This is a genomic window from Rhodococcus sp. MSC1_016 (assembly GCF_023667485.2).
In the GTDB taxonomy this organism is placed as follows: Bacteria; Actinomycetota; Actinomycetes; order Mycobacteriales; family Mycobacteriaceae; genus Rhodococcus_F; species Rhodococcus_F oxybenzonivorans.
In genome coordinates this window covers 1,568,216-1,587,763 of record NZ_JAMOZI020000001.1, presented here as the reverse complement: position 1 = coordinate 1,587,763, position 19,548 = coordinate 1,568,216, and the positions used below count along the sequence as shown (strand labels likewise).

Here is a 19,548-nt window from a genome sequence, read left to right as displayed (position 1 = left end):
GCAATGCAGATGGGCCAGATCGGTAGCGCGGGTGAGCGCACCCTTCAAGTCGAGTACGGCACCGAGGACCGCGCCGCGAAATTCTACTCTGACCAGGTGCTCGACCACCTCAATCCGACGATGATCGATTTCGTCGGCCGCCAGGAACTCGCGTTCGTCGCTACCGCCGACGCATCCGGCGAATGTGATAACAGCTTGCGCGCCGGCGCACCCGGTTTCATGCACGTCATCGATCCGAAGACGGTGGCGTATCCGGAATATCGTGGCAACGGAGTGATGGCGAGTCTCGGCAACATCCGGGAAAACCCACACGTGGGAATCATGCTCGTGGACTTCGTCCATGACCTGATCGGCTTGCACGTCAACGGTTCCGCCCGGATCGTGGAAGACGCGGACCTGCGTTCCGAGATCCCGGATCTACCAGCAGATCACACCAAGGGCCGGGTGCCCGAGCGATGGGTCGTCGTGGACGTGGAGGAGGCGTATATCCACTGCCGCAAGCACATTCCACGAATGGCGCCCGTACCGCACCACCGGGAGTGGGGCACGGACGACGTCAAGCGCAAGGGCGGCGACTATTTCGAGGCGAAATCGACTCTGCGACACGATGAAGAGCTCAGGCAGGGCGTTTCGGCGGACTTCGCCGCGGCGCAGGCTGGCACCTCGGGCAGCTGAACGACGAGCGATTCATGAACTTTTCACGACGAATTGCAGTGCCGCACCGCGGGCAGGGACGATCCTCCTGCCCGTATGCGGACAGCGATCGATCGAAGTAACCGGACTCGCCGTTCACGTTCACGTACAAGGCATCGAAGGACGTGCCGCCCTGATCCAAGGCTTCGCGCATGACCTCTCGAGCGGCCCCGAGTAGCTGGCGGAGTGTCGCAGCAGTCAATCGATCGGTGAGGCGGGTCCCGTGGATCTGCGCGCGCCACAGGGCCTCGTCGGCGTAGATGTTCCCGATTCCCGACACCACCGTCTGGTCGAGAAGAGCACGTTTGATCTCGGTGTGCTTGCGGCGCATCACCGTAACGGTCGCCGCAGAGTCGAATCTCGTGTCCAGTGGATCCCGGGCGATGTGCGCAACCGAATCAGGGACGAGTGAGCCGTCGACATCGACCAGAGGCGCGAGCGCCCATCCACCGAAGGTGCGCTGATCCACGAACCGCAGATCGAGCCCGGAATCGAGCCGCGCCCGAATGCGCAGATGCTTCTCGGTGACGGCCTCGGGTGGCTGCACGAGCATCTGCCCGCTCATCCCCAGGTGGACCACGAGCGCGACGGCACTGGGTTCGAGGACCAGCCACAAATACTTTCCGCGGCGGTCAGCTCGCGCGATTCGTTCGCCCGTGAGCTGTCCGGCGAGATCCGCTGCGCCCAGAAGGTGCCGCCGGATCGCGCGGGGGTGCAGGACGTCGACCGAATCGATCGAAGCTCCTACAATGTGCCGTTCGAGTCCGCGGCGAACTACCTCGACCTCGGGAAGTTCAGGCACTGACGTCGTCGGCTGCTACGTCCGGACCACCGTCGGACAGAGCGTTCCACGCAGTACTCGCGGCCTTCTGCTCGGCTTCCTTTTTGGATCTGCCGATTCCGACACCGAACGCCTTGCCGCCCACCACGACGGTGGCGGTGAATTCCTTGTCGTGGTCCGGTCCCGTCGCGGTGATCTCGTACGAGGGCACTCCGACACCACGTTCCGCAGTGAGTTCCTGCAGGCTCGTCTTCCAGTCGAGCCCTGCGCCGAGACGCGGAGCGCGTTGGAGTAGGTCGCTGAACAGATCGAGTACCACTCGCCGCGCCGTCTCGATCCCGTGCTGCAGATGGATCGCACCGAGTATCGACTCCATGCCGTCCGCCAGGATGCTCGGCTTGTCGCGCCCGCCGGTCATCTCCTCACCCTTGCCGAGGAGCAGATGGGCCCCCAGCCCGCCGTCACCGAGTGCACGAGCCACCTCGGCGAGCGCGTGCATGTTGACGATGCTCGCCCGGATCTTCGCGAGGTCGCCCTCGGACTTTTGCGGATGCGCAAGGTACAGCTGCTCGGTGATGGTGACTCCGAGCACGGAGTCGCCGAGGAACTCGAGTCGCTCGTTGGTGGGAAGGCCACCGTTCTCGTAGGCATACGAGCGGTGGGTCAACGCCAACGTGAGCAGCGAAGGTTCGATTTCTACGCCGAGAGCGGCGAGGAGGGAAGCATGATCCTCCTCGCCGCCGGCGGGTGTATTACTGATGTCGCTCGTCACGACGCCTCTCCGTGGCGAACTAGACGGCGGCAGTGACCTGGCGGCCCTTGTATGTGCCGCAGGACGGGCACGCGATGTGGGGCAGCGTCTTCTCGCCGCAGCCACGGTTGGGGCAGGTAACGAGGGTGGGCACAGTGGTCTTCCACTGGCTGCGACGCGACCTCGTGTTGGATCGCGACATTCTGCGCTTGGGGACAGCCACTTCTACTTCTCCTCGGCTTCGTTGTTCACAAGATTCTTGCTGGGATCTGATTCCACGCCAAATTTGGCTGCAAGACCAGCCCAGCGAGGATCAAGTATGTCATGCCCATGGCCAGATTCGGCAATCGCCAGGCGAACGCCACATTCTGGGCACAGTCCTTGGCAGTCGTCGCTGCAGAGCGGCTGCAGAGGAAGCGCGAGTCCGACCGCGTCGATGATGACGGGCTCGAGGTCGATCTCGTCGTCCTCGACGCGATAAATCTCATCCTCGTCCGTGGTCTCCTCGGTGGCGCTGTCCGGGTAGGCGAACAGCTCGGTGAGGCTGAGATCGACAGATCCGCTGAACGGCTCGAGGCATCTCGAGCACTCGCCGACGGTGTCGGCGCTGACGGAACCGGTGACCAGGACGCCCTCGGACACGGCTTCCAGGCGGAGATCGAGATCAATCTCCGATCCCTCCTCGATTGCAATCATGTCGAGTCCGATGCGCCGCGGCGCCGTCACCACCCGTTCGACGGTGCGCATCGAACCAGGACGACGGCCTAGCTTGACCGTGTCCAGCACGAAATCCGCGTCCCTACGGGAACGCGATGAGCTGCGGCGATGGGTTGACAAGACACTTCACTTTCGAGATGAGGAGAACGACTTTGGGCAACCACTCCACGATACGCAATCGGCGTGGATGATCCAAATGCCGGTCAGCGGCGGCGCTCGGCCCGCCGGTCGTCTGCGTCGTAGTCGGAAGCATAGTCGGGCACGCCCGAACCCGTCCGTAGCTGCTGGCGTCCCCGTCCGACGGAGCGAATAGTGCCGGACAGGAACTCTTCGAACTCGGCGAGTTTCGTGTCGACATACAGGTCACAGTCGGACCGGAGCCGGTCGGATTCGGCGTGTGCGGCGTCGATCACCCGGGCGGATTCGGCATGCGCCTGCTGCACGACCTCGGTCTGGGATACCAGGCGTTCCTGCTCGGCGGTGCCTTCCGCAACCGAGCGCTCGTACGACGCCTTCCCCGCCTCGATCATGCGATCGGCCTCGGACCGGGCGCGGGTGGTGAGAGTGTCGTACTCGCGCTGGCCCTCGGCGATGGTCGCCTCGGATTCTGCCTCTGCGTCGGCGACCAGCTGCTCGGCGTGCGCACGCGCCTCCGCGACCATCCTGTCGGCCTGAGCTTTTGCGTCCGCGAGGATGCGATCGGCGTCATCCCGTGCATTCTCGATCGTCGACGTAGCTTCGGCGTTGGCGCTGGCGACTGTCTTTTCAGCGTTGGACCTGGCGTCACCGACCAGCTTGTCGCGGTGGTCCAGCACGTCCTGGGCGTCGTCGAGTTCACCGGGAATGGCATCGCGCACATCGTCGAGCAATTCGAGAACATCGCCGCGTGGGACCACACAGCCGGCGGTCATGGGCACACCGCGTGCCTCTTCGACAATCGCGACAAGTTCGTCGAGCGCCTCGAAAACCCGGTACACGAGCAACCCCAATCTTTCATGACCTCAGCAGGTCGGCGCAGCCTTCTTCGTGCAAGTCTGCCGGATGGGGACGCCAGGGGTGTGCCGTGACGGCCGGTGTGTCGGGTATCAGCTCTCGGCGGCCCGCTCGGCGATCCTCGTCAGCAGACGGGCGTGCACTTTCTCGGGCAGCATTCCCGTGACGTCGCCGCCGAAGGTGGCCACTTCCTTGACCAGTGAGCTGGAGAGGTAGCTGTAGGCCGGGTTGGTGGGAATGAACAACGTGTCGACGCCAGTGAGTTTCTGGTTCATCTGCGCCATTTGCAGTTCGTAGTCGAAGTCGTTGGCGCCACGTAGACCCTTGACGATCGCTGTGATCCCTTGCTGCTTCGCGTAATCCACGAGCAGGCCGTGCCAGGAACTGACTCGCACGTTCGGCAGTGCACTGATGGCATCCTCGAGCATCTCGATCCGCTCTTCGACCGTGAAGAGGCCCCGCTTGCTCTTGTTGATCATCACCGTGACGATGACCTCGTCGAACTGCGCGGCAGCTCTGCCGATTACGTCGAGATGACCATTGGTCACAGGGTCGAAGGATCCGGGGCAGACAGCGCCAGTCATGAGTCCAGACCGTAGCAGGTCGCCAGCTCGATCCGAGCCTCGCCGTACTTCTTCGCCTTGACGGGCGCATAGCCCTCCGGCCACGACGTCTCCGGTGACCGCGACGAGCGCTCCAGGACCACGATCGACCCGTCGGCCACCCAGCCGTGGCCCCGCAAATCACTCAGCACCGTCTGCACTGCGCCGTCATCCACCGCATACGGCGGATCCGCGAGAACCAGGTCGTACACGCGGTCGGCGGTGCCGGCCAGCACCGCGGACACCGGAGCCGTCCGCACCGCGGCACCCGGCAATCCCACCGTACTCACATTCTGCGAGATGACCCCCGCAGCTTTCGCATCCGATTCGACGAGCAGGACACGATCGGCGCCCCGCGAGAGCGCCTCGAGCCCCAGGGCCCCCGAACCTGCGTACAGGTCGAGAACCGAGGCGCCCTCGAGATCCATCCGGCTGTTCAGGGCGCTGAACAACGCCTCACGGACCCGGTCCGAAGTGGGCCGGGTTCCGCTCGGCGGGACCCGCAGGCGTCGGCCGCCCGCGAGCCCCGCGATGATGCGGGTCATCGAACGTCCGTCACTCGCTTGCGGACTCCTTCGTCGAGACGACGGCGAGGAGGTCGCCGCCCTCGACTTGCTGGACCGAGCCGATGGCCAGGCGAGTGACGGTTCCGCCGCGAGGCGCGGTGATGGCCGCTTCCATCTTCATCGCCTCGATCGTGGCGAGAGTATCGCCGGCCTCGATGTGCTGCCCCTCGGTGACGGAGAGGGTGACGACGCCGGCGAACGGGGCGGCGACGTGGCCGGGATTGCTCTTGTCGGCCTTCTCCGTGGCGGGGATTTCGCTGGCGATGGAGCGGTCACGCACCGACACCGGACGCAACTGGCCGTTGAGAATGCACATGACGGTGCGGTAGCCGCGCTCGTCGGGCTCGGAGATCGCCTCGAGACCGATGATCAGCTCGACACCCGGGGCGAGCCGCACCCGATGCTCGTCGCCGCGCCGAAGGCCGTAGAAGAACTGGTTGGCCGACAGCTGGGAGGTGTCGCCGTACTTGTCGCGGTGCTCGAGGAATTCCTTGGTCGGACCGGGGAAGAGCAACCGGTTGAGCGTCGCCCGGCGTTCGGCGGAGGTACCGGACAGCGCCTTCTCGTCCTCCACCGACAGGGCGACTTCGGGTTTGGCCGGCCCGCGGCCCTCGAGAGCCCGGGTACGGAACGGTTCGGGCCACCCGCCGGGCGGGGTGCCCAGCTCGCCGCGCAGGAAGCCGATGACCGAATCGGGAATGTCGAAGCGGGCGGGGTTTTCCGCGAACTCGTCGGTGGAGGCACCGGATCCGACGAGGTGCAGGGCGAGGTCGCCGACCACCTTCGACGACGGCGTCACCTTGACCAGGCGTCCGAGCATGCGGTCGGCGGCCGCGTAGTTGGCTTCGACGTCCTCGAAACGGTCGCCGAGACCCAGGGCGACGGCCTGGGTACGCAGATTCGACAACTGCCCACCGGGGATCTCGTGGGTGTAGACGCGACCGGTCGGGGCCGGCAGCCCGGACTCGAACGGCTTGTACACCTTGCGCAGTGCCTCCCAGTACGGCTCGAGGTCGCACACCGCTTGCAGGTCGAGCCCGGTGTCGTACTCCGAGTGCGCGGCCGCCGCCACGATCGCCGACAACGCCGGCTGGCTGGTGGTGCCGGCCATCGCCGCGGAGGCGCCGTCGACGGCGTCTGCGCCCGCCTGCCAGGCGGCCAGATAGGTGGCGAGCTGGCCACCGGGGGTGTCGTGGGTATGCACGTGCACCGGCAGGTCGAAGTTCTGGCGCAGCGCCGTGACCAGGGTGGTCGCGGCCGGGGCGCGGAGCAGCCCGGCCATGTCCTTGATCGCGATGATGTGCGCTCCGGCCTCGACGATCTCCTCGGCCAGGCGGAGGTAGTAGTCGAGGGTGTAGAGCTTCTCGTTGGGGTTCGACAGGTCGCCGGTGTAGGACAGGGCGACCTCGGCGAGCGCGGTACCGGTCTCGCGGACGGCGTCGATGGCCGGCCGCATCTGGTCGACATTGTTGAGGGCATCGAAGATGCGGAAGATGTCGATACCGGTGGCCGCGGCCTCGTCGACGAACGCCCGCGTCACCTTCTCCGGGTACGGGGTGTAGCCGACGGTGTTACGTCCGCGCAGCAGCATCTGCAGGCAGATGTTCGGTACGGCCTCCCGCAGCGCCGACAGCCGATACCAGGGGTCCTCGTGCAGGAACCGCAGTGCTACGTCGTACGTCGCACCGCCCCACGCCTCGATCGAGAGCAGTTCGGGAGTCATCCTGGCCACGTGCCCGGCGACGTCCAGCAGACCGCTGGTCCGCACCCGGGTCGCGAGCAGCGACTGGTGGGCGTCGCGGAACGTGGTCTCGGTGACGGCGAGGGCCTTCTGCTCCCGCAACGCCCGGGCGAATCCCTCCGGCCCCAGGGCGAGCAGCTTCTGGCGGCTGCCGTCCGGCGGCGGGGTGGAGAGGTCGATCTGGGGCAGCTTGTCACGCGGGTACACCGCGGACGGCCGTTCCCCGTGCGGCTTGTTCACCGTCACGTCGGCGAGGTAGGTGAGGATCTTGGTGCCGCGGTCCGCGGAGCTGCGCAGCGTGAGCAGCTGGGGGCGTTCCTCGATGAACGAGGTGGTGACCCGGCCCGCCTTGAAATCGGGGTCGTCGAGAACCGCCTGCAGGAACGGAATGTTCGTCGAGACCCCGCGGATGCGGAACTCCGTGACCGCCCGGCGCGCCCGGGCGACGGCGGTGTCGAAGTCGCGGCCGCGGCAGGTGAGCTTGACGAGCATCGAATCGAAATACGCCGAAACCTCGGCCCCGACCGACGTACCGCCGTCGAGGCGGATACCGGCACCGCCCGGAGTGCGGTAGCCCGTGATCCGACCGGTGTCCGGGCGGAACCCGTTGGCCGGGTCCTCGGTGGTGATCCGGCACTGCAGCGCCGCGCCACGCAACGTGATCTTGTCCTGACTCAGGCCCAGATCGGCGAGGGTCTCCCCCGAGGCGATCCGCAACTGCGACTGCACCAGGTCGACGTCCGTGACCTCCTCGGTCACCGTGTGCTCGACCTGGATCCGTGGGTTCATCTCGATGAACACGTGATTGCCGCGGGTATCGAGGAGGAACTCGACAGTGCCCGCGCACGAATAATTGATCTCCTTCGCGAACGCCACCGCGTCCGCGCAAATCCTCGCCCGCACCTCGTCCGGCAGGTTCGGGGCCGGCGCGAGCTCGATCACCTTCTGGTGACGGCGCTGCAGCGAACAATCGCGCTCGAACAGGTGGATGACGTTGCCCTGACCGTCGGCCAGGATCTGGACCTCGATGTGACGCGGATCGATGACCGCCTGCTCGAGGAACACCGTCGGATCGCCGAACGCGGACTCCGCCTCCCGCGCGGCCGCCTCGATCGATTCCCGCAACTGGTACCGCTCGGCCACCCGGCGCATGCCGCGGCCACCGCCGCCGGCGACCGCCTTCACGAAGATCGGGAACTGCATCGACTCCGCCGCCGCGAGCAACTCGTCCACATCCGCCGACGGCTCCGACGACGCCAGCACCGGCAGGCCGGCCGCCTTCGCCGCCGCGATTGCGCGGGCCTTGTTACCGGTCAGCTCGAGGACCTCCGCGGACGGGCCCACAAAGGTGATACCCGCCTCGGCGCACGCCGCAGCCAAATCCGGATTCTCGGACAGGAACCCGTACCCGGGATAGACCGCGTCGGCACCTGCCTGCTTCGCGGCGGCGACGATCTCCTCGACCGAGAGGTACGCCCGAACCGGGTGCCCCTCCTGACCGATCTGATAACTCTCATCGGCCTTCAGACGGTGGATCGAGTTCCGATCCTCGTACGGAAACACCGCAACAGTTCCAGCACCTAGTTCGTAGGCGGCACGGAAAGCGCGGATCGCAATTTCGCCACGGTTGGCGACCAGGACTTTGGAGAACATTGGAGCAAACTACCCCGCCAACTCCGGCAGCGGAGAAACGGTATCCCATTATGCAGGATCGTCCGCAATCTTCACAAAGCGGCCCCTGACGTGTGCGAATTCTGCAATGGGCCCGAAACAGAGCAGCGAAGAATTACGTGACCGGAAGTAACTGCTTCACCTTGCTCGTCGACTTCTCACGTTTTCTCGAGAAATTCGATCCGGTCCGCATCGAGAGCCGAAGTGACCATCGCAGAAAGACCCGGGTGGTTCTCCAGGCGTGGATCGTCGGCAGTCACCGACCGGGCGAACTCGGCAGCCGCGGCGATCACGTCCTCGTGGCCGAGAAGTGAGAGCAACCGCAGCGTCGAGGTGGTACCCGACTGCGCTGCCCCGAGAATGTCACCCTCCCGCCGGGTCGCGAGGTCGAGTTGGGCGAGTTCGAAGCCGTCGTTGGTGGAAGCCACGTTCTGCAGGCGTCCGAAGGCAGGCGCACCCGGATTCATCTCCGTGACGAGAATGCACAGCCCCTGGTGGGCACCCCGGCCGACCCGGCCGCGGAGCTGATGGAGCTGGCTGACCCCGAAGCGGTCGGCATCAAGGATCACCATGATCGTGGCGTTCGGGACGTCGACGCCCACCTCGACCACCGTGGTGCAGACGAGGACGTCGATGTCGCCGGCCGTGAAGTCGCGCATCACGGCGTCCTTCTCGTCCGTGGGGAGCCTGCCGTGCAGCAGACCGACGCGGAGGTCGGGCAGGATGGTGCCGCCCAGTTCCTCGAAGACTTCCACGGCCGACTTGGTGTCGGGTTGCTTGTCGTCGACAGTGTCCTCGCCGTCGCCCTTCTCACCGTCACCGATGCGCGAGCAGACGACGTATGCCTGCCGTCCCTCGGCCACGTCCTCGCGGATCCGTTCCCACGCGCGTGTGACCCACTGCGGTTTCTGGGACGCTGGTACCACACTGCTCTTGATCGGCGAACGGCCCTTCGGAAGCTGGCGCAAGGTGGACACGTCGAGGTCACCGAGCACCGTCATCGCGATCGTGCGGGGTATGGGCGTCGCCGTCATCACCAGAAGATGCGGGCTCAGGCCTGCGCGCGCCCGCGACCGGAGCCGGTCGCGCTGTTCGACGCCGAACCGATGCTGTTCGTCGACCACCACCATGCCGAGGTTGAAGAACTCGACGTTGTCCTGGATGAGGGCGTGCGTGCCGATGACGATGCCTGCGTCGCCGGTCACCACCTCGAGTAGTGCGGCCCGTTTCGCAGCGACCGGCATCGACCCGGTCAGCAGCGCTACGCGGGTCGCCTTCTCGTCGGCGCCGAGTTCGCCCGCCGTCGCCAGTGAACCCAGCAACGCCCGCAGCGAACGCGCATGCTGCGTCGCGAGCACTTCGGTGGGGGCGAGTAAGGCGCACTGATACCCCGCATCGACAACCTGCAGCATGGCGCGCAGGGCAACGATGGTCTTACCGGACCCCACCTCACCCTGCAGGAGCCTGCTCATCGGATGCGGCTGGGACAGATCCGCGGAGATCTCCTCGGCCACGGCGTGCTGGCCGTCGGTCAGCTGGAAGGGAAGTCTGCGCTCGAACTCGTCCGCGATTCCACCCGGCACCGGCGGGCACTCGGGCGCCACCCGCTCGGCGTTGTCGTGCCGGCGTCGAGCGAGCACCAGCTGCAGGGCCGCCGCCTCGTCGAAGCGGAGCCGGTCGTGCGCATTCTCGATGTCGTCACGAGTGTCGGGGAGGTGGACGAGGCGGAGCGCCTCGTCCAGACCGATGAGGTTGCGCTCGTGACGAATCCGTTCGGGGAGCGGGTCGTCGATCCGGTCGAGTTGGTCGAGGACCTGCCGAACGCACTTCATGATCGTCCAGCTCTCCACCTCCCGCGTCGCCGGATACAGCGGGATCAGGGCGCGGTCGAACACGGACATGTCCACGCCCGCGCCCGGCTCCTGGGCGGCCCGGGCGATACCCGCGAGATCCCCCGCCCCACGAATCCGCCCGACGTTCACCACCGGGTCGTCGCTGCCCGCACGGGGCTCCGGGAGGATCAGGTAACTCGGATGAGTGAGGCTCCACTTGCTGCGGAAATACTTCACGGTGCCGGAAAACATCGCGCGCACACCGGGTTTGATGACGTGTTTGACCTTCTGAGGACTGAAGAACGTGACGTCGACGTTCTGCGTATCGGTCGCGAGAACCACCTTCAGCATGCTGCCGGGACGGTTCTTCATCTTCACGACTGCCGCCGACGACACCCGCGCGATGATGGTGATGTGCTCGCCCTCCGGCGGATCCTTCTCGGCAAGTTCACGGCCCTGGGAGGCGTACCGGTGCGGGTAGTGCCGCAACAGGTCCTCGACGGTGCGAATGTCGAACGCCGCCTCCAGCGCGTCGGCGGTCTTGCGCCCCAGCAGGTGGTCGAGCCTATCGGCGAGTGTGGCCATCGAATTCCTCATTCCACCCCGAGTTGCAACAGATCTCCCGGTTGTCCGCCGTGGTAGACCATCACCTCGACGCCGGGATGCCGCTGGGAGATGTGATCGGCCAGTTCCGTGTCCAGCCCGGCCGGTGCTTCCGCGCCCATCAGGAGCGTGACCAGTTCGCCGCCTGCCCCGAGAACGACGTCGACCAGACGCTTTCCGGCGGCGACCGCGTCCGGTTCGATCACGATCACCTCGTGCCCCATCAGACCGATACCGTCTCCCGGTTCGCAGGTGCCCACATAGGTCAGGGCCCGCTCCCGCGCGATGCGCAACGAACCCCACCGGGTGGCGGCCGCGGCCTCGGACATCGCAAAGGCGTCGTCGACCGCTTCGCGTTCCGGATCGTGCACTGCGAGGGATGCCAGCCCCTGCACCATGGACGAGGTTGCGAGGAGAAGTACCTCGTGCCGGGAATCGCGGGCTGCGGCACTCACCGCGACGAGTTCCTGGGCCGACAGCGCCCCGTTGGGAAGGACCAGCACCTCTCGGCGTCCCAACTGGCGGATGATGCCGAGCAACTGCGCGCGGGTGACGGGGGCGGCGTCGCATCGGAGCACGGTCGCACCCTCCCCCGAGAAGAGGTCGGCCGCGCCGTCGCCTGCCACGACCGCGACGATGCCCCGATCGTCCTGATCGGGGCGAGTGCGGACGGGAGGTAGAAGCCTGCCCTGTTCGCGCGCGTCGACGAGAAAACTGCTGACGCGAATCCTGTGTAGGCGTCCGGCATCGAGACCGGCCTCCACAGCAGCCCCGGCGTCCGCACAGTGCACGTGCACCGACCATCCCCCGTCGCCGTCACCGACGATGACCGTGGAATCCCCCAGCTCGTCGAGTGCGTTCCGCAGTTCTGCCATCCGGGCTTCGTCTGTGTCGGCCACCAGATACATGACCTCGAAATCCTGATGTGAGCTCTCACAGGCTGAGTGGTGGCCACGATGCGCGAGGTCGTCGCCGGCGTCCGGCAACTCGACGTCCGACGACTGCGTGCCTGAATCCGGGGACGGCAGGCGGCGCGGCACTCGCAGCGCGATCGGGGCGCGGACGGGCCGCTCACCGGTGACCGCCGCGACGAAGGCATCGAGAATGACGACGAGCCCCAGCCCGCCGGCATCGACCACACCGGCGGTCCCGAGCGCGTCGAGCTGGCCGGGCGTGCGGGCAAGTGCGGCGGCCGCGGCATCTGCCGCGGAGCGCGCTGTGTCGGCGACAGGCGCATCGTCCGGGAATTCCGCTGCCGCGTCCGCAGCGCAACGCAGGACCGTGACAATCGTTCCTTCGACCAGGTAGCTGACCGCGTCGGTCACCAGGTTGGTGGCCATCAACAGTCCGGTCCGGACAGTCCTGGTGTCGACGACGCCGGAGACCGCTGCCTCGGCGACACCGCGCAACACCTGGGAAAGGATGACCCCCGAGTTGCCCCGGGCACCCGCCACAGCGCCGCGGGCCAGCGCGATGGCCACTTGACGGACGTCCGTTTGGTGGCCGTCGCTCCCGGCATACTTGTCGATTGCCTCGAGGGCAGCCCGCATGGTGAACAGCAGATTGGTTCCCGTGTCGGCGTCCGGAATCGGGAACACGTTGAGACTGTTGATCTCCTCGCACCGTGCCTCGAGTCCCGCGACCGCCGTCCTCGCCCACGACGTCAGGACTCGGCCGTCCATCGGGCGCTCAGGAACCACTGGCATCCTCTCTCACGGGTTCAATCGAAGGTGCCGTCAGACTAGTCGCGGGACGCCGATCGAGCCTGACGTGCTCGGCCATCCGGCCGAGTTTGGCCAATCAGCACTCGAGCGGCTACTCTTGCACGGTTGCCTCGTAAGGGCCGCGATCACTGCGGCCTGCCTACGTGGGGCCAGTTAAATTTCACAGTTCACTATCTTGAAGGAGTTCGCGACTATGGCTGCCGTCTGCGACGTATGCGCCAAGGGGCCCGGCTTCGGTAAGTCGGTCTCGCACTCGCACCGGCGTACCAATCGTCGCTGGAACCCGAACATTCAGACTGTTCGTGCCGAAGTTGCCCCCGGAAACACCCGGAAGCTCAACGTCTGCACGTCCTGCCTGAAGGCTGGAAAGGTTGCTCGGGGCTGACCCGACGCTGCGTGTGTTCCGAAGCCCCCGACACCTCGGTGCCGGGGGCTTCGTCATGTCGCATCGATGCAGCACATCGGGTCCTGGTGATGCCGGGTCGGGCGCCACGTAGGGTGCAACCGTGACTTCTCTCGATGGACTCAGCAAAGTACAGCTCGACGAGGGCGTGCTCCGCATCACGATTTCGACCGCCGACAACGGCACATCGCTGGACGGCGAAGGCCTCGATCAGGGCACACGTGCCCTCGAGGCCGTGGGCGATCGGATCGGCAGCGTTCTCCTCGTCGGCGAGGGGCCGAACTTCTGTGCCGGCGGTAATGTCCGCGCCTTCGCCGCCGCACCCGTGCGCAGCGAGTACGTCGCCGAGATCGCGCGCGTCTTCCACGCCTTCGTGCGCGCTCTCGACGCGGTGACCGTTCCGGTGATCGCCGGTGTGCACGGGTGGGCTGCGGGCGCGGGAATGAGCCTCGTCTGCCTCGCCGATGTCGCGATCGGCGGGCCCGGCACCAAGATGCGTCCGGCGTACCCCTCGATCGGTTACACACCGGACGGCGGTATGTCGTGGACTCTTCCGCGGATCGTCGGCATCGCCCGTGCTCGCGAAATCCTGCTGACCGATGCGGTTCTCAGCGGCGACGAGGCAGTGCGCCTCGGAATTCTCAGCCGCTTGGTCGGTGACGACGTGGTGCAGGACGAGGCGCTTCGACTCGCGCGAACCCTGGCTGCGGGTCCGACCTCCTCGTACTCCGGGATCAAGACCCTGCTCTCCGCATCGACCACACGCACTCTGGCAGAGCAACTCGACGCGGAGGCCGCCTCGATCGCCGTCGCAGCGGACAGCCCGATCGGACGTGAAGGCGTCGATGCCTTCGTCGAGAAGAGACGCGCAGACTTCGCATCGATCAAGGAAGTGCGGGCGTAAACGCTAGGGAAGTTCCCAATTCACGGGTTCGGCGCCGAGGCTGTCCAGCAGTTCGTTCGCTCTGCTGAACGGACGCGAACCGAAGAAGCCTCGTGAGGCGGACAGCGGTGAAGGGTGAGCGCTCTCGATCGTCGGCACGTCTGCAAGCATCGGCTTCAAGGTGGACGCGTCCCGGCCCCAGAGAATGGCGACGAGGGGTTCGGTTCGCTCCACCAACGCGCGAATTGCCTGTTCCGTGACAGCTTCCCACCCCTTCCGCCGATGGGAGGCCGGAAGTCCGGGCTGGACGGTCAGGACCCTGTTCAACAGCAACACACCCTGCCGGGACCACGGTGTCAGATCCCCCGTGGACGGCGTCGGAAAACCGAGGTCCTTGCTGTACTCGGCGAAGATGTTGCCGAGACTGCGGGGAACGGGTCGCACGTCGGGCGCCACCGAGAAGCTGAGCCCCACGGCGTGCCCGGGAGTCGGATACGGGTCCTGACCGACGATCAGCACCTTCACTTCGGCGAAGGGGTGCGTGAACGCGCGCAGCACGTTGTCGCCGGACGGAAGATACTCCCTGCCCGCGGCAATTTCCGCGCGGAGGAATGCACCCATCTCGGTGATGCGATCGGCTACCGGAGCGAGAGCCTCGGCCCAGCCGGCCTCCACCAGATCGGATAGCGGCGCAGCCATCAGTCGAGCCTGCGCAGGGCGTCGCGGTAGTACGCCGCGTTGGCCGAGTACATCTTCACGTTCATTTCCACGTGCCCCTCGGGAACCTCGTAGCCTTCTCGGATCTTGGCGGGCACGCCGAGTGCCATCCGTCTCGGCGGCACCTCGAACTTGAACGGAATGACAGCGCCCGCCCCGACCACGGAACCGGCCCCGATCACCGAACCGTTCAACACCACCGAACCCGACGCGATGAGGCAATAGTCGCCGATCGTGGAACCCTCGATGTGTGCCGCGTGTCCGACGACGCATCCGGACCCGATGACGGTGGGGTCGATCGGCGTGCAATGGATGACGGTGCCGTCCTGGATGTTGGTCCCGGCTCCGATGGAGATGGTGCCGTAATCGGCGCGGAGCACGGCCTGCGGCCACACCGATGCGCCCGCCGCGAGCGTGACGTTCCCGATCACCACCGCGTCGGGGTGGACGTAAGCGTCCGGGGAAATGTCCGGTTCCTGCTCGCCGAGTGCGTAGATAGCCATGGGTGCAACCTATACCGAGAAACTCTGCCAGCCGGAGGCCCCCGGCCACCGCCCGCCGTCGACCGTGATGCCCGTCCCGTCATGGACCGTTCCGATGCGAAGCCAGCCCTCGGGTAGCGGCACGCCGGAGGGGAAGGTGGCGGCGAAACCGTGGTCTTCTCCCCCGGTCAGTACCCACTCCCAGTAGTCGGTCCCCAGGATCGCAGCTGCGGACACCAGGTCCGGCGACACGGCGATGTCGTCCCGCGCGAGCGCCATCCCGACTCCCGACGCGGCGCCGATGTGCCCGAGATCGGCGAGTAGCCCGTCGGAGATGTCGGTCATCGAGTGTGCGCCCGCCTCGGCGGCGGTCCACGCCGCTGCATACGGTGGGTGCGGTACGCGGTGGGCGGCGAGAAGGCCAGGAAACCGAGTCGATTCCGCGAGGAAGAGAGCCAGACCGCAGGCGGATGCACCCAGCGTGCCTGCGACAGCGACGACGTCGCCCGCCTGGGCGCCCGAACGAAGGACGGCACGCTGCCCCGCGAGGTCACCGAGCACCGTGACAGAGATCACGACGGAATCCGCCTGAACCAGATCGCCGCCGACCACGCCGGCACCGAGTTCCTCGGCAGAATCCCAGATTCCCGCGGAGATACCGTCCGCCACCTCCACCGGGGTATCCGGCGGCAGACCGAGCGACACGAGAAACGCGGTGGGCCGCGCCCCCATCGCCGCGACATCGGCCGCGTTCTGGGCCACCGCCTTGCGCCCGACCTCACGCGGAGACGACCAGTCGAGCCGGAAGTGCCTGCCTTGCACCAGCATGTCGGTGGACACGACGACGCGGCCGTCTCCCGCCCGGACGAGCGCGGCATCGTCGCCGGGCCCGAGAAGTGTGGTGGGCGGCTGGACGCGACCCTCCACGGCGCGGTCGATCACGGCGAACTCCCCGACATCCGCGACGGTGCGGGGAACGGGGGAACCCGGGGTATCCGTTGGTGTGATGGTGTGCCTCCACGAGCGCCGTTGTGTCGGATCACCCGGCGCAGCGCCAGTGTGGCCGGTCGACGGAATGTGCGACTGCGGTACCTTTTAGCTGTTGCCGGGACTCTCCGGCACGTGACCGATCAGCGCGCCGAAGCACCCGCGACTCTACCGAGATCCATGCGGGGCGGAGCAGGGAAGGGCCGGAGCGAGAGTGCAAGCGTTCATCCTGATCCAAACCGAGGTCGGACGAGCTTCGGCCATTGCGGCGCAGATCGCGCAGATCACCGGGGTGCAATCAGCGCAGGACGTGATCGGGCCGTACGACGTGATCGCGCGGGTCAGCGCCGACGACATCGCGCCGGTGACGCAGGAGATCCGTCGGGTCCCCGGTATCACCCGCACCCTCACCTGCGACATTCCCGAGAAGCCGAAGACGATCTGAGCATGCCCGAACACGAATCGCGCCCGACCGACGCAGCTACCGATACCGAACCCGTCGAGCGGCGTAATCCTGCTCTCATCGCCACTGCGGTGGCGCTTCCGGTCGCGTTGGTGATCGGCATCGTCGTCGCCGCGGTCATTGCCGGGCGCAACCCTGCGAAATCCCCCGTGTCGCTGGGTCCGGTGCCCGCTCCCGCGGCTGCCTCCGCGGAGTGCACGGCGTTGATGGCCGGTCTCCCGGACGCATTGGGCGAGTACACGCGAGCCGAACTCACTCCACCGGCACCCGCGGCGACCGCGGCGTGGCAACCGGCCGAGGGTGAACCACTCGTTCTGCGATGCGGCCTCGACCGTCCCGCAGAGTTCGACCAGGCGTCGTCATTGCAGGTGATCAACGGGGTGCAGTGGTTCGAGATCTCCGGGGAGAGCGCAGGAATCGACGCGAGCAGCTGGTTCGCCGTGGACCGCGGGATCTACGTGGGACTTACCGTCCCCCGGGGCGTCGGACCCACGCCGCTGCAGGAAATGTCGGATGCGGTGTCGAAGGTTCTGCCACAGAAGCCGCTGGATCCCGCACCCGTCCCCCATCCGTGAACCACAGCGCGCACAGCGAGCCGGGCGCGCACATCGTCTAGCGCAGCCCGGTGCCCCGGGCGAGCGCCGTATCGACCAGGGTGGACACGAGGGTGCCGTAGTCGACTCCGATCGCTCCCCACATGCGCGGATACATCGAGATCGAGGTGAACCCGGGCATGGTGTTGATCTCGTTGATGACCGGACCGTCTTCGGTGACGAAGAAGTCGACACGCGCGAGACCCTGGCAGTCGAGGGCGGCGAAGGCGCGCACCGCGAGAGCGCGAATGTCTTCGCTCACCGATTCGTCGAGTTTCGCGGGCACATCGAACTCGCACACATCATCGAGGTACTTGCTGTCGAAGTCGTAGAACGCCTCGTCGCTGCCCGACGCAGCCGGCATCCGGATCTCGGCGACGACGCTGGCCCGGACTTCGCCGTCCGGGAATTCGAGAACCCCGCACTCCACCTCACGTCCACTGATCCCCGATTCGACGATCACCTTGGGATCGTGCTCACGGGCGTGGGCGATGGCATCGTCGAGGGCGGCCCAGTCGGCGACCCGGGTGATACCGATGGACGAGCCCCCTCGCGCGGGCTTCACGAACACCGGCAGATCGAGGCGGGACTTCTGCTCCTCGGTGAGATTGTCGGTGCCCGGCCGCAGCACCACCTGAAATCCGATGGGCAACCCCTCGGCAGCAAGCAACTTCTTGGTGAACTCCTTGTCCATTCCGGCAGCGCTCGCGAGTACGCCTGGGCCGACGTACGGGATTCCGGCGAGCTCGAGCAAACCTTGGATCGTGCCGTCCTCGCCGTAGGCGCCGTGCAGGACGGGGAATACCACGTCCACCGAGGCGAGGATCTTCCCTGCTTCACCGTCGTCGAGAGCAACGAGGTCGCCCGAGCGGGTGGGGTCGGCCGTCAGGGCCAACGCGGAACCACCGGCATCGACGCTGGGCAGGGACCGGCCGCGGATGGACAGGGAGGCGGGATCGGTGGAGCCGAGAACCCACGACCCTTCGGTCGTGATACCGATCGGCACCACCTCGTACCGTTCGGGGTCGAGGTTCCTCAGGACGCTCCCGGCGGAGACGCAGGAAACGGAATGCTCGTTGCTACGGCCACCGAAGATGACGGCTACCCGGGTACGCGGTGTGCTCACGAACAAACCGTACCGCCGCCGCGTCGTGCTCACCGCACCCACCTCCGATCGCCGATACTTCGCCGACCTCACGACTTCGAGCCGACAACCGCGGTCACACTCCCGACAGTGCCCGTTCGACGTCGGCAAGGAGATCGTCGGTGTCCTCGATCCCGCAGGACAGTCGTACGAACCCGTCGGGAACCGCATCTCCCCACCTCGCCCGGCGATCGGCCGTGGTGTGGATGCCACCGAAGCTCGTCGCCGAAACGAGTAGTTCGCTGCCTGCCACGAAGCGATGGAACTGCTCGGCGGAGCCGAGCTCGAAACTCACCAGCCCACCGAATCGGCGCATCTGCCCCGACGCGACGGCGTGGGAAGGATCACTCGCCAGGCCCGGATAGCGCACCCGTTGCGCCGCGGGGTGCGCGGCCACAAGGTCTGCGACAGCCGACGCGTTGGCGCACTGCCGCTCGAAACGCAGCCCCGCAGTTCCGAGACTTCGGTGGGCAAGCCATGTCTCGAAGGGTCCGAGCACCGTTCCCGACAAAGCTCTTTCCCGCTCCATCGCGGCGAGGAATTCGGGGTCCGATACCGCGATGTAGCCCATGAGGAGGTCGCTGTGCCCACTCAATGCCTTTGTGCCACTGGCAACAACGACGTCTGCGCCGAGTTCCAGAGGTTGCTGGGCGAGCGGGGTCGCCGTCGTGTTGTCGACGACGAGCACGGCCCCGGCGTCCCGGCACCGCTGCGACAGCGCGCGTAGGTCGACGACGTCGAGGGACGGGTTGGCGGGAGTCTCGGCGACGACAACCGTCGTTCCTTCCGCCGACGCCAACAGCGCCGCGGTGCTCTCGCTCGCCATGTCCGAGGTCGCCACTTCGTGCACGGTGATGCCCAGCGGCTCCCACCGCTCCCGCGCGTAGGCGCGGACTTGGTAGTACCCGTCCGCGGGAACGATCACCGTGTCCCCTGCCGTGAGAAGAGTGCGCACTGCGACGGTGACCGCAGACATCCCCGAGCCGACCACCAGTGCCCCGGAGGCGCCTTCGAGCATGGCGAGCGCCGATTCGAGATCGCGCCAGCCAGGATTCGATGCCCGGGCATATGTGTCCGACTCGGTTCCTTCGTCGGCGCTCAGCTGGTACGGGGCGGCGAACACCGGACCCCGCTGCATCGGAGACCCTGGTTGCTCTTCTGTCGCAACAGCTTTGACACAGCGGGTGGAATCTCCGCTCACC

At 66.6% G+C, this 19,548-nt stretch carries 20 protein-coding genes; 5 read left to right on the top strand and 15 right to left on the bottom strand.

Features of this window, described 5'->3' with window-relative positions:
- Positions 1-3 precede the first annotated feature (3 nt).
- Positions 4-675, top strand: a complete 672-nt coding sequence (locus L1080_RS07375) for a pyridoxamine 5'-phosphate oxidase family protein (RefSeq protein ID WP_109330979.1) — start codon at positions 4-6, stop codon at positions 673-675.
- Here L1080_RS07375 and mutM read toward each other — a convergent pair.
- The 10 genes from mutM to L1080_RS07325 form a co-directional block, all read right to left on the bottom strand.
- The gene (gene mutM, locus L1080_RS07370; RefSeq protein ID WP_159926124.1) at positions 617-1,495 is read right to left on the bottom strand and encodes a bifunctional DNA-formamidopyrimidine glycosylase/DNA-(apurinic or apyrimidinic site) lyase; all 879 of its coding nucleotides are present in this window, start codon (positions 1,493-1,495) and stop codon (positions 617-619) included. The two genes, L1080_RS07375 and mutM, sit on opposite strands and share 59 nt — an antisense overlap.
- Entirely contained in the window at positions 1,488-2,246 is a 759-nt protein-coding gene (gene rnc / locus L1080_RS07365) for a ribonuclease III (RefSeq protein WP_159926122.1), read from the bottom strand. The genes mutM and rnc overlap by 8 nt, the downstream gene beginning before the upstream one ends.
- Positions 2,247-2,265: 19 nt before the next feature.
- On the bottom strand, positions 2,266-2,448 hold the full coding sequence (gene rpmF, locus L1080_RS07360; RefSeq protein ID WP_109330985.1) for a 50S ribosomal protein L32: 183 nt from the start codon (positions 2,446-2,448) through the stop codon (positions 2,266-2,268).
- Between the two features lie 2 nt (positions 2,449-2,450).
- Positions 2,451-3,062 (bottom strand): YceD family protein, encoded by a 612-nt coding sequence (locus L1080_RS07355; RefSeq protein ID WP_284707201.1) that lies wholly within the window; start codon positions 3,060-3,062, stop codon positions 2,451-2,453.
- 83 nt (positions 3,063-3,145) lie between these two features.
- Positions 3,146-3,919, bottom strand: a complete 774-nt coding sequence (locus tag L1080_RS07350; RefSeq protein WP_109335185.1) for a DivIVA domain-containing protein — start codon at positions 3,917-3,919, stop codon at positions 3,146-3,148.
- A gap of 108 nt (positions 3,920-4,027) precedes the next feature.
- Positions 4,028-4,519, bottom strand: coding sequence for a pantetheine-phosphate adenylyltransferase (coaD, locus tag L1080_RS07345; RefSeq protein WP_109330989.1), 492 nt, complete (start codon positions 4,517-4,519; stop codon positions 4,028-4,030).
- Positions 4,516-5,082 carry a 16S rRNA (guanine(966)-N(2))-methyltransferase RsmD gene (rsmD, locus tag L1080_RS07340; RefSeq protein WP_250764535.1) on the bottom strand — a complete coding sequence of 189 codons (567 nt, stop codon included), beginning with the start codon at positions 5,080-5,082 and terminating at the stop codon, positions 4,516-4,518. Before rsmD ends, coaD begins: the two co-directional genes overlap by 4 nt.
- Positions 5,083-5,092: 10 nt before the next feature.
- Positions 5,093-8,497, bottom strand: coding sequence for a pyruvate carboxylase (locus L1080_RS07335; RefSeq protein WP_250764538.1), 3,405 nt, complete (start codon positions 8,495-8,497; stop codon positions 5,093-5,095).
- Between the two features lie 176 nt (positions 8,498-8,673).
- Positions 8,674-10,932, bottom strand: coding sequence for an ATP-dependent DNA helicase RecG (recG, locus tag L1080_RS07330; protein ID WP_250764541.1), 2,259 nt, complete (start codon positions 10,930-10,932; stop codon positions 8,674-8,676).
- Positions 10,933-10,940: 8 nt separating this feature from the next.
- A complete protein-coding gene (locus L1080_RS07325) occupies positions 10,941-12,632 on the bottom strand; it encodes a DAK2 domain-containing protein (protein WP_250765028.1) in 1,692 nt (563 codons plus the stop codon).
- A 235-nt stretch (positions 12,633-12,867) separates the two neighbouring features.
- Between L1080_RS07325 and rpmB the strand changes: the two genes are divergently transcribed.
- Entirely contained in the window at positions 12,868-13,059 is a 192-nt protein-coding gene (gene rpmB / locus L1080_RS07320) for a 50S ribosomal protein L28 (RefSeq protein ID WP_109330998.1), read from the top strand.
- Between the two features lie 121 nt (positions 13,060-13,180).
- Positions 13,181-13,981, top strand: coding sequence for an enoyl-CoA hydratase/isomerase family protein (locus L1080_RS07315; protein ID WP_109331000.1), 801 nt, complete (start codon positions 13,181-13,183; stop codon positions 13,979-13,981).
- A gap of 3 nt (positions 13,982-13,984) precedes the next feature.
- On the opposite strand, the gene L1080_RS07310 is transcribed toward L1080_RS07315, so the two are convergent.
- Genes L1080_RS07310 through L1080_RS07300 form a run of 3 tightly spaced genes read right to left on the bottom strand, consistent with a single transcriptional unit; the run spans position 13,985 to position 16,101 of the window.
- Positions 13,985-14,662 (bottom strand): uracil-DNA glycosylase, encoded by a 678-nt coding sequence (locus L1080_RS07310; protein ID WP_201453661.1) that lies wholly within the window; start codon positions 14,660-14,662, stop codon positions 13,985-13,987.
- Positions 14,659-15,180 (bottom strand): gamma carbonic anhydrase family protein, encoded by a 522-nt coding sequence (locus L1080_RS07305; RefSeq protein WP_250764544.1) that lies wholly within the window; start codon positions 15,178-15,180, stop codon positions 14,659-14,661. The genes L1080_RS07310 and L1080_RS07305 overlap by 4 nt, the downstream gene beginning before the upstream one ends.
- A 9-nt stretch (positions 15,181-15,189) precedes the next feature.
- Positions 15,190-16,101, bottom strand: a complete 912-nt coding sequence (locus L1080_RS07300) for a thiamine-phosphate kinase (protein WP_374432511.1) — start codon at positions 16,099-16,101, stop codon at positions 15,190-15,192.
- A 259-nt stretch (positions 16,102-16,360) separates the two neighbouring features.
- Here L1080_RS07300 and L1080_RS07295 point away from each other — a divergent pair, with 259 nt between their 5' ends.
- Complete coding sequence (locus tag L1080_RS07295) at positions 16,361-16,591, top strand: Lrp/AsnC ligand binding domain-containing protein (RefSeq protein ID WP_109331007.1); 231 nt, start codon at positions 16,361-16,363, stop codon at positions 16,589-16,591.
- Positions 16,592-16,593: 2 nt separating this feature from the next.
- Positions 16,594-17,184 (top strand): DUF3515 domain-containing protein, encoded by a 591-nt coding sequence (locus L1080_RS07290; RefSeq protein WP_250764548.1) that lies wholly within the window; start codon positions 16,594-16,596, stop codon positions 17,182-17,184.
- A gap of 37 nt (positions 17,185-17,221) precedes the next feature.
- Here L1080_RS07290 and L1080_RS07285 read toward each other — a convergent pair whose 3' ends face one another.
- A complete protein-coding gene (locus tag L1080_RS07285; RefSeq protein WP_109335186.1) occupies positions 17,222-18,328 on the bottom strand; it encodes a D-alanine--D-alanine ligase family protein in 1,107 nt (368 codons plus the stop codon).
- 94 nt (positions 18,329-18,422) lie between these two features.
- On the bottom strand, positions 18,423-19,547 hold the full coding sequence (locus L1080_RS07280) for a cystathionine gamma-lyase (protein ID WP_159926104.1): 1,125 nt from the start codon (positions 19,545-19,547) through the stop codon (positions 18,423-18,425).
- Position 19,548: the final 1 nt, after the last annotated feature.

What these genes read in the sequence shown, in the direction of transcription:
- L1080_RS07335 (WP_250764538.1), bottom strand. Translation starts at nt 8,497, where the DNA reads ATGTTCTCCAAAGTCCTGGTCGCCAACCGTGGCGAAATTGCGATCCGC.
- rpmB (WP_109330998.1), top strand. Translation starts at nt 12,868, where the DNA reads ATGGCTGCCGTCTGCGACGTATGCGCCAAGGGGCCCGGCTTCGGTAAG.
- coaD (WP_109330989.1), bottom strand. Translation starts at nt 4,519, where the DNA reads ATGACTGGCGCTGTCTGCCCCGGATCCTTCGACCCTGTGACCAATGGT.
- recG (WP_250764541.1), bottom strand. Translation starts at nt 10,932, where the DNA reads ATGGCCACACTCGCCGATAGGCTCGACCACCTGCTGGGGCGCAAGACC.
- L1080_RS07290 (WP_250764548.1), top strand. Translation starts at nt 16,594, where the DNA reads ATGCCCGAACACGAATCGCGCCCGACCGACGCAGCTACCGATACCGAA.
- rsmD (WP_250764535.1), bottom strand. Translation starts at nt 5,082, where the DNA reads ATGACCCGCATCATCGCGGGGCTCGCGGGCGGCCGACGCCTGCGGGTC.
- L1080_RS07375 (WP_109330979.1), top strand. Translation starts at nt 4, where the DNA reads ATGCAGATGGGCCAGATCGGTAGCGCGGGTGAGCGCACCCTTCAAGTC.
- L1080_RS07325 (WP_250765028.1), bottom strand. Translation starts at nt 12,632, where the DNA reads ATGGACGGCCGAGTCCTGACGTCGTGGGCGAGGACGGCGGTCGCGGGA.
- L1080_RS07305 (WP_250764544.1), bottom strand. Translation starts at nt 15,180, where the DNA reads ATGGCTATCTACGCACTCGGCGAGCAGGAACCGGACATTTCCCCGGAC.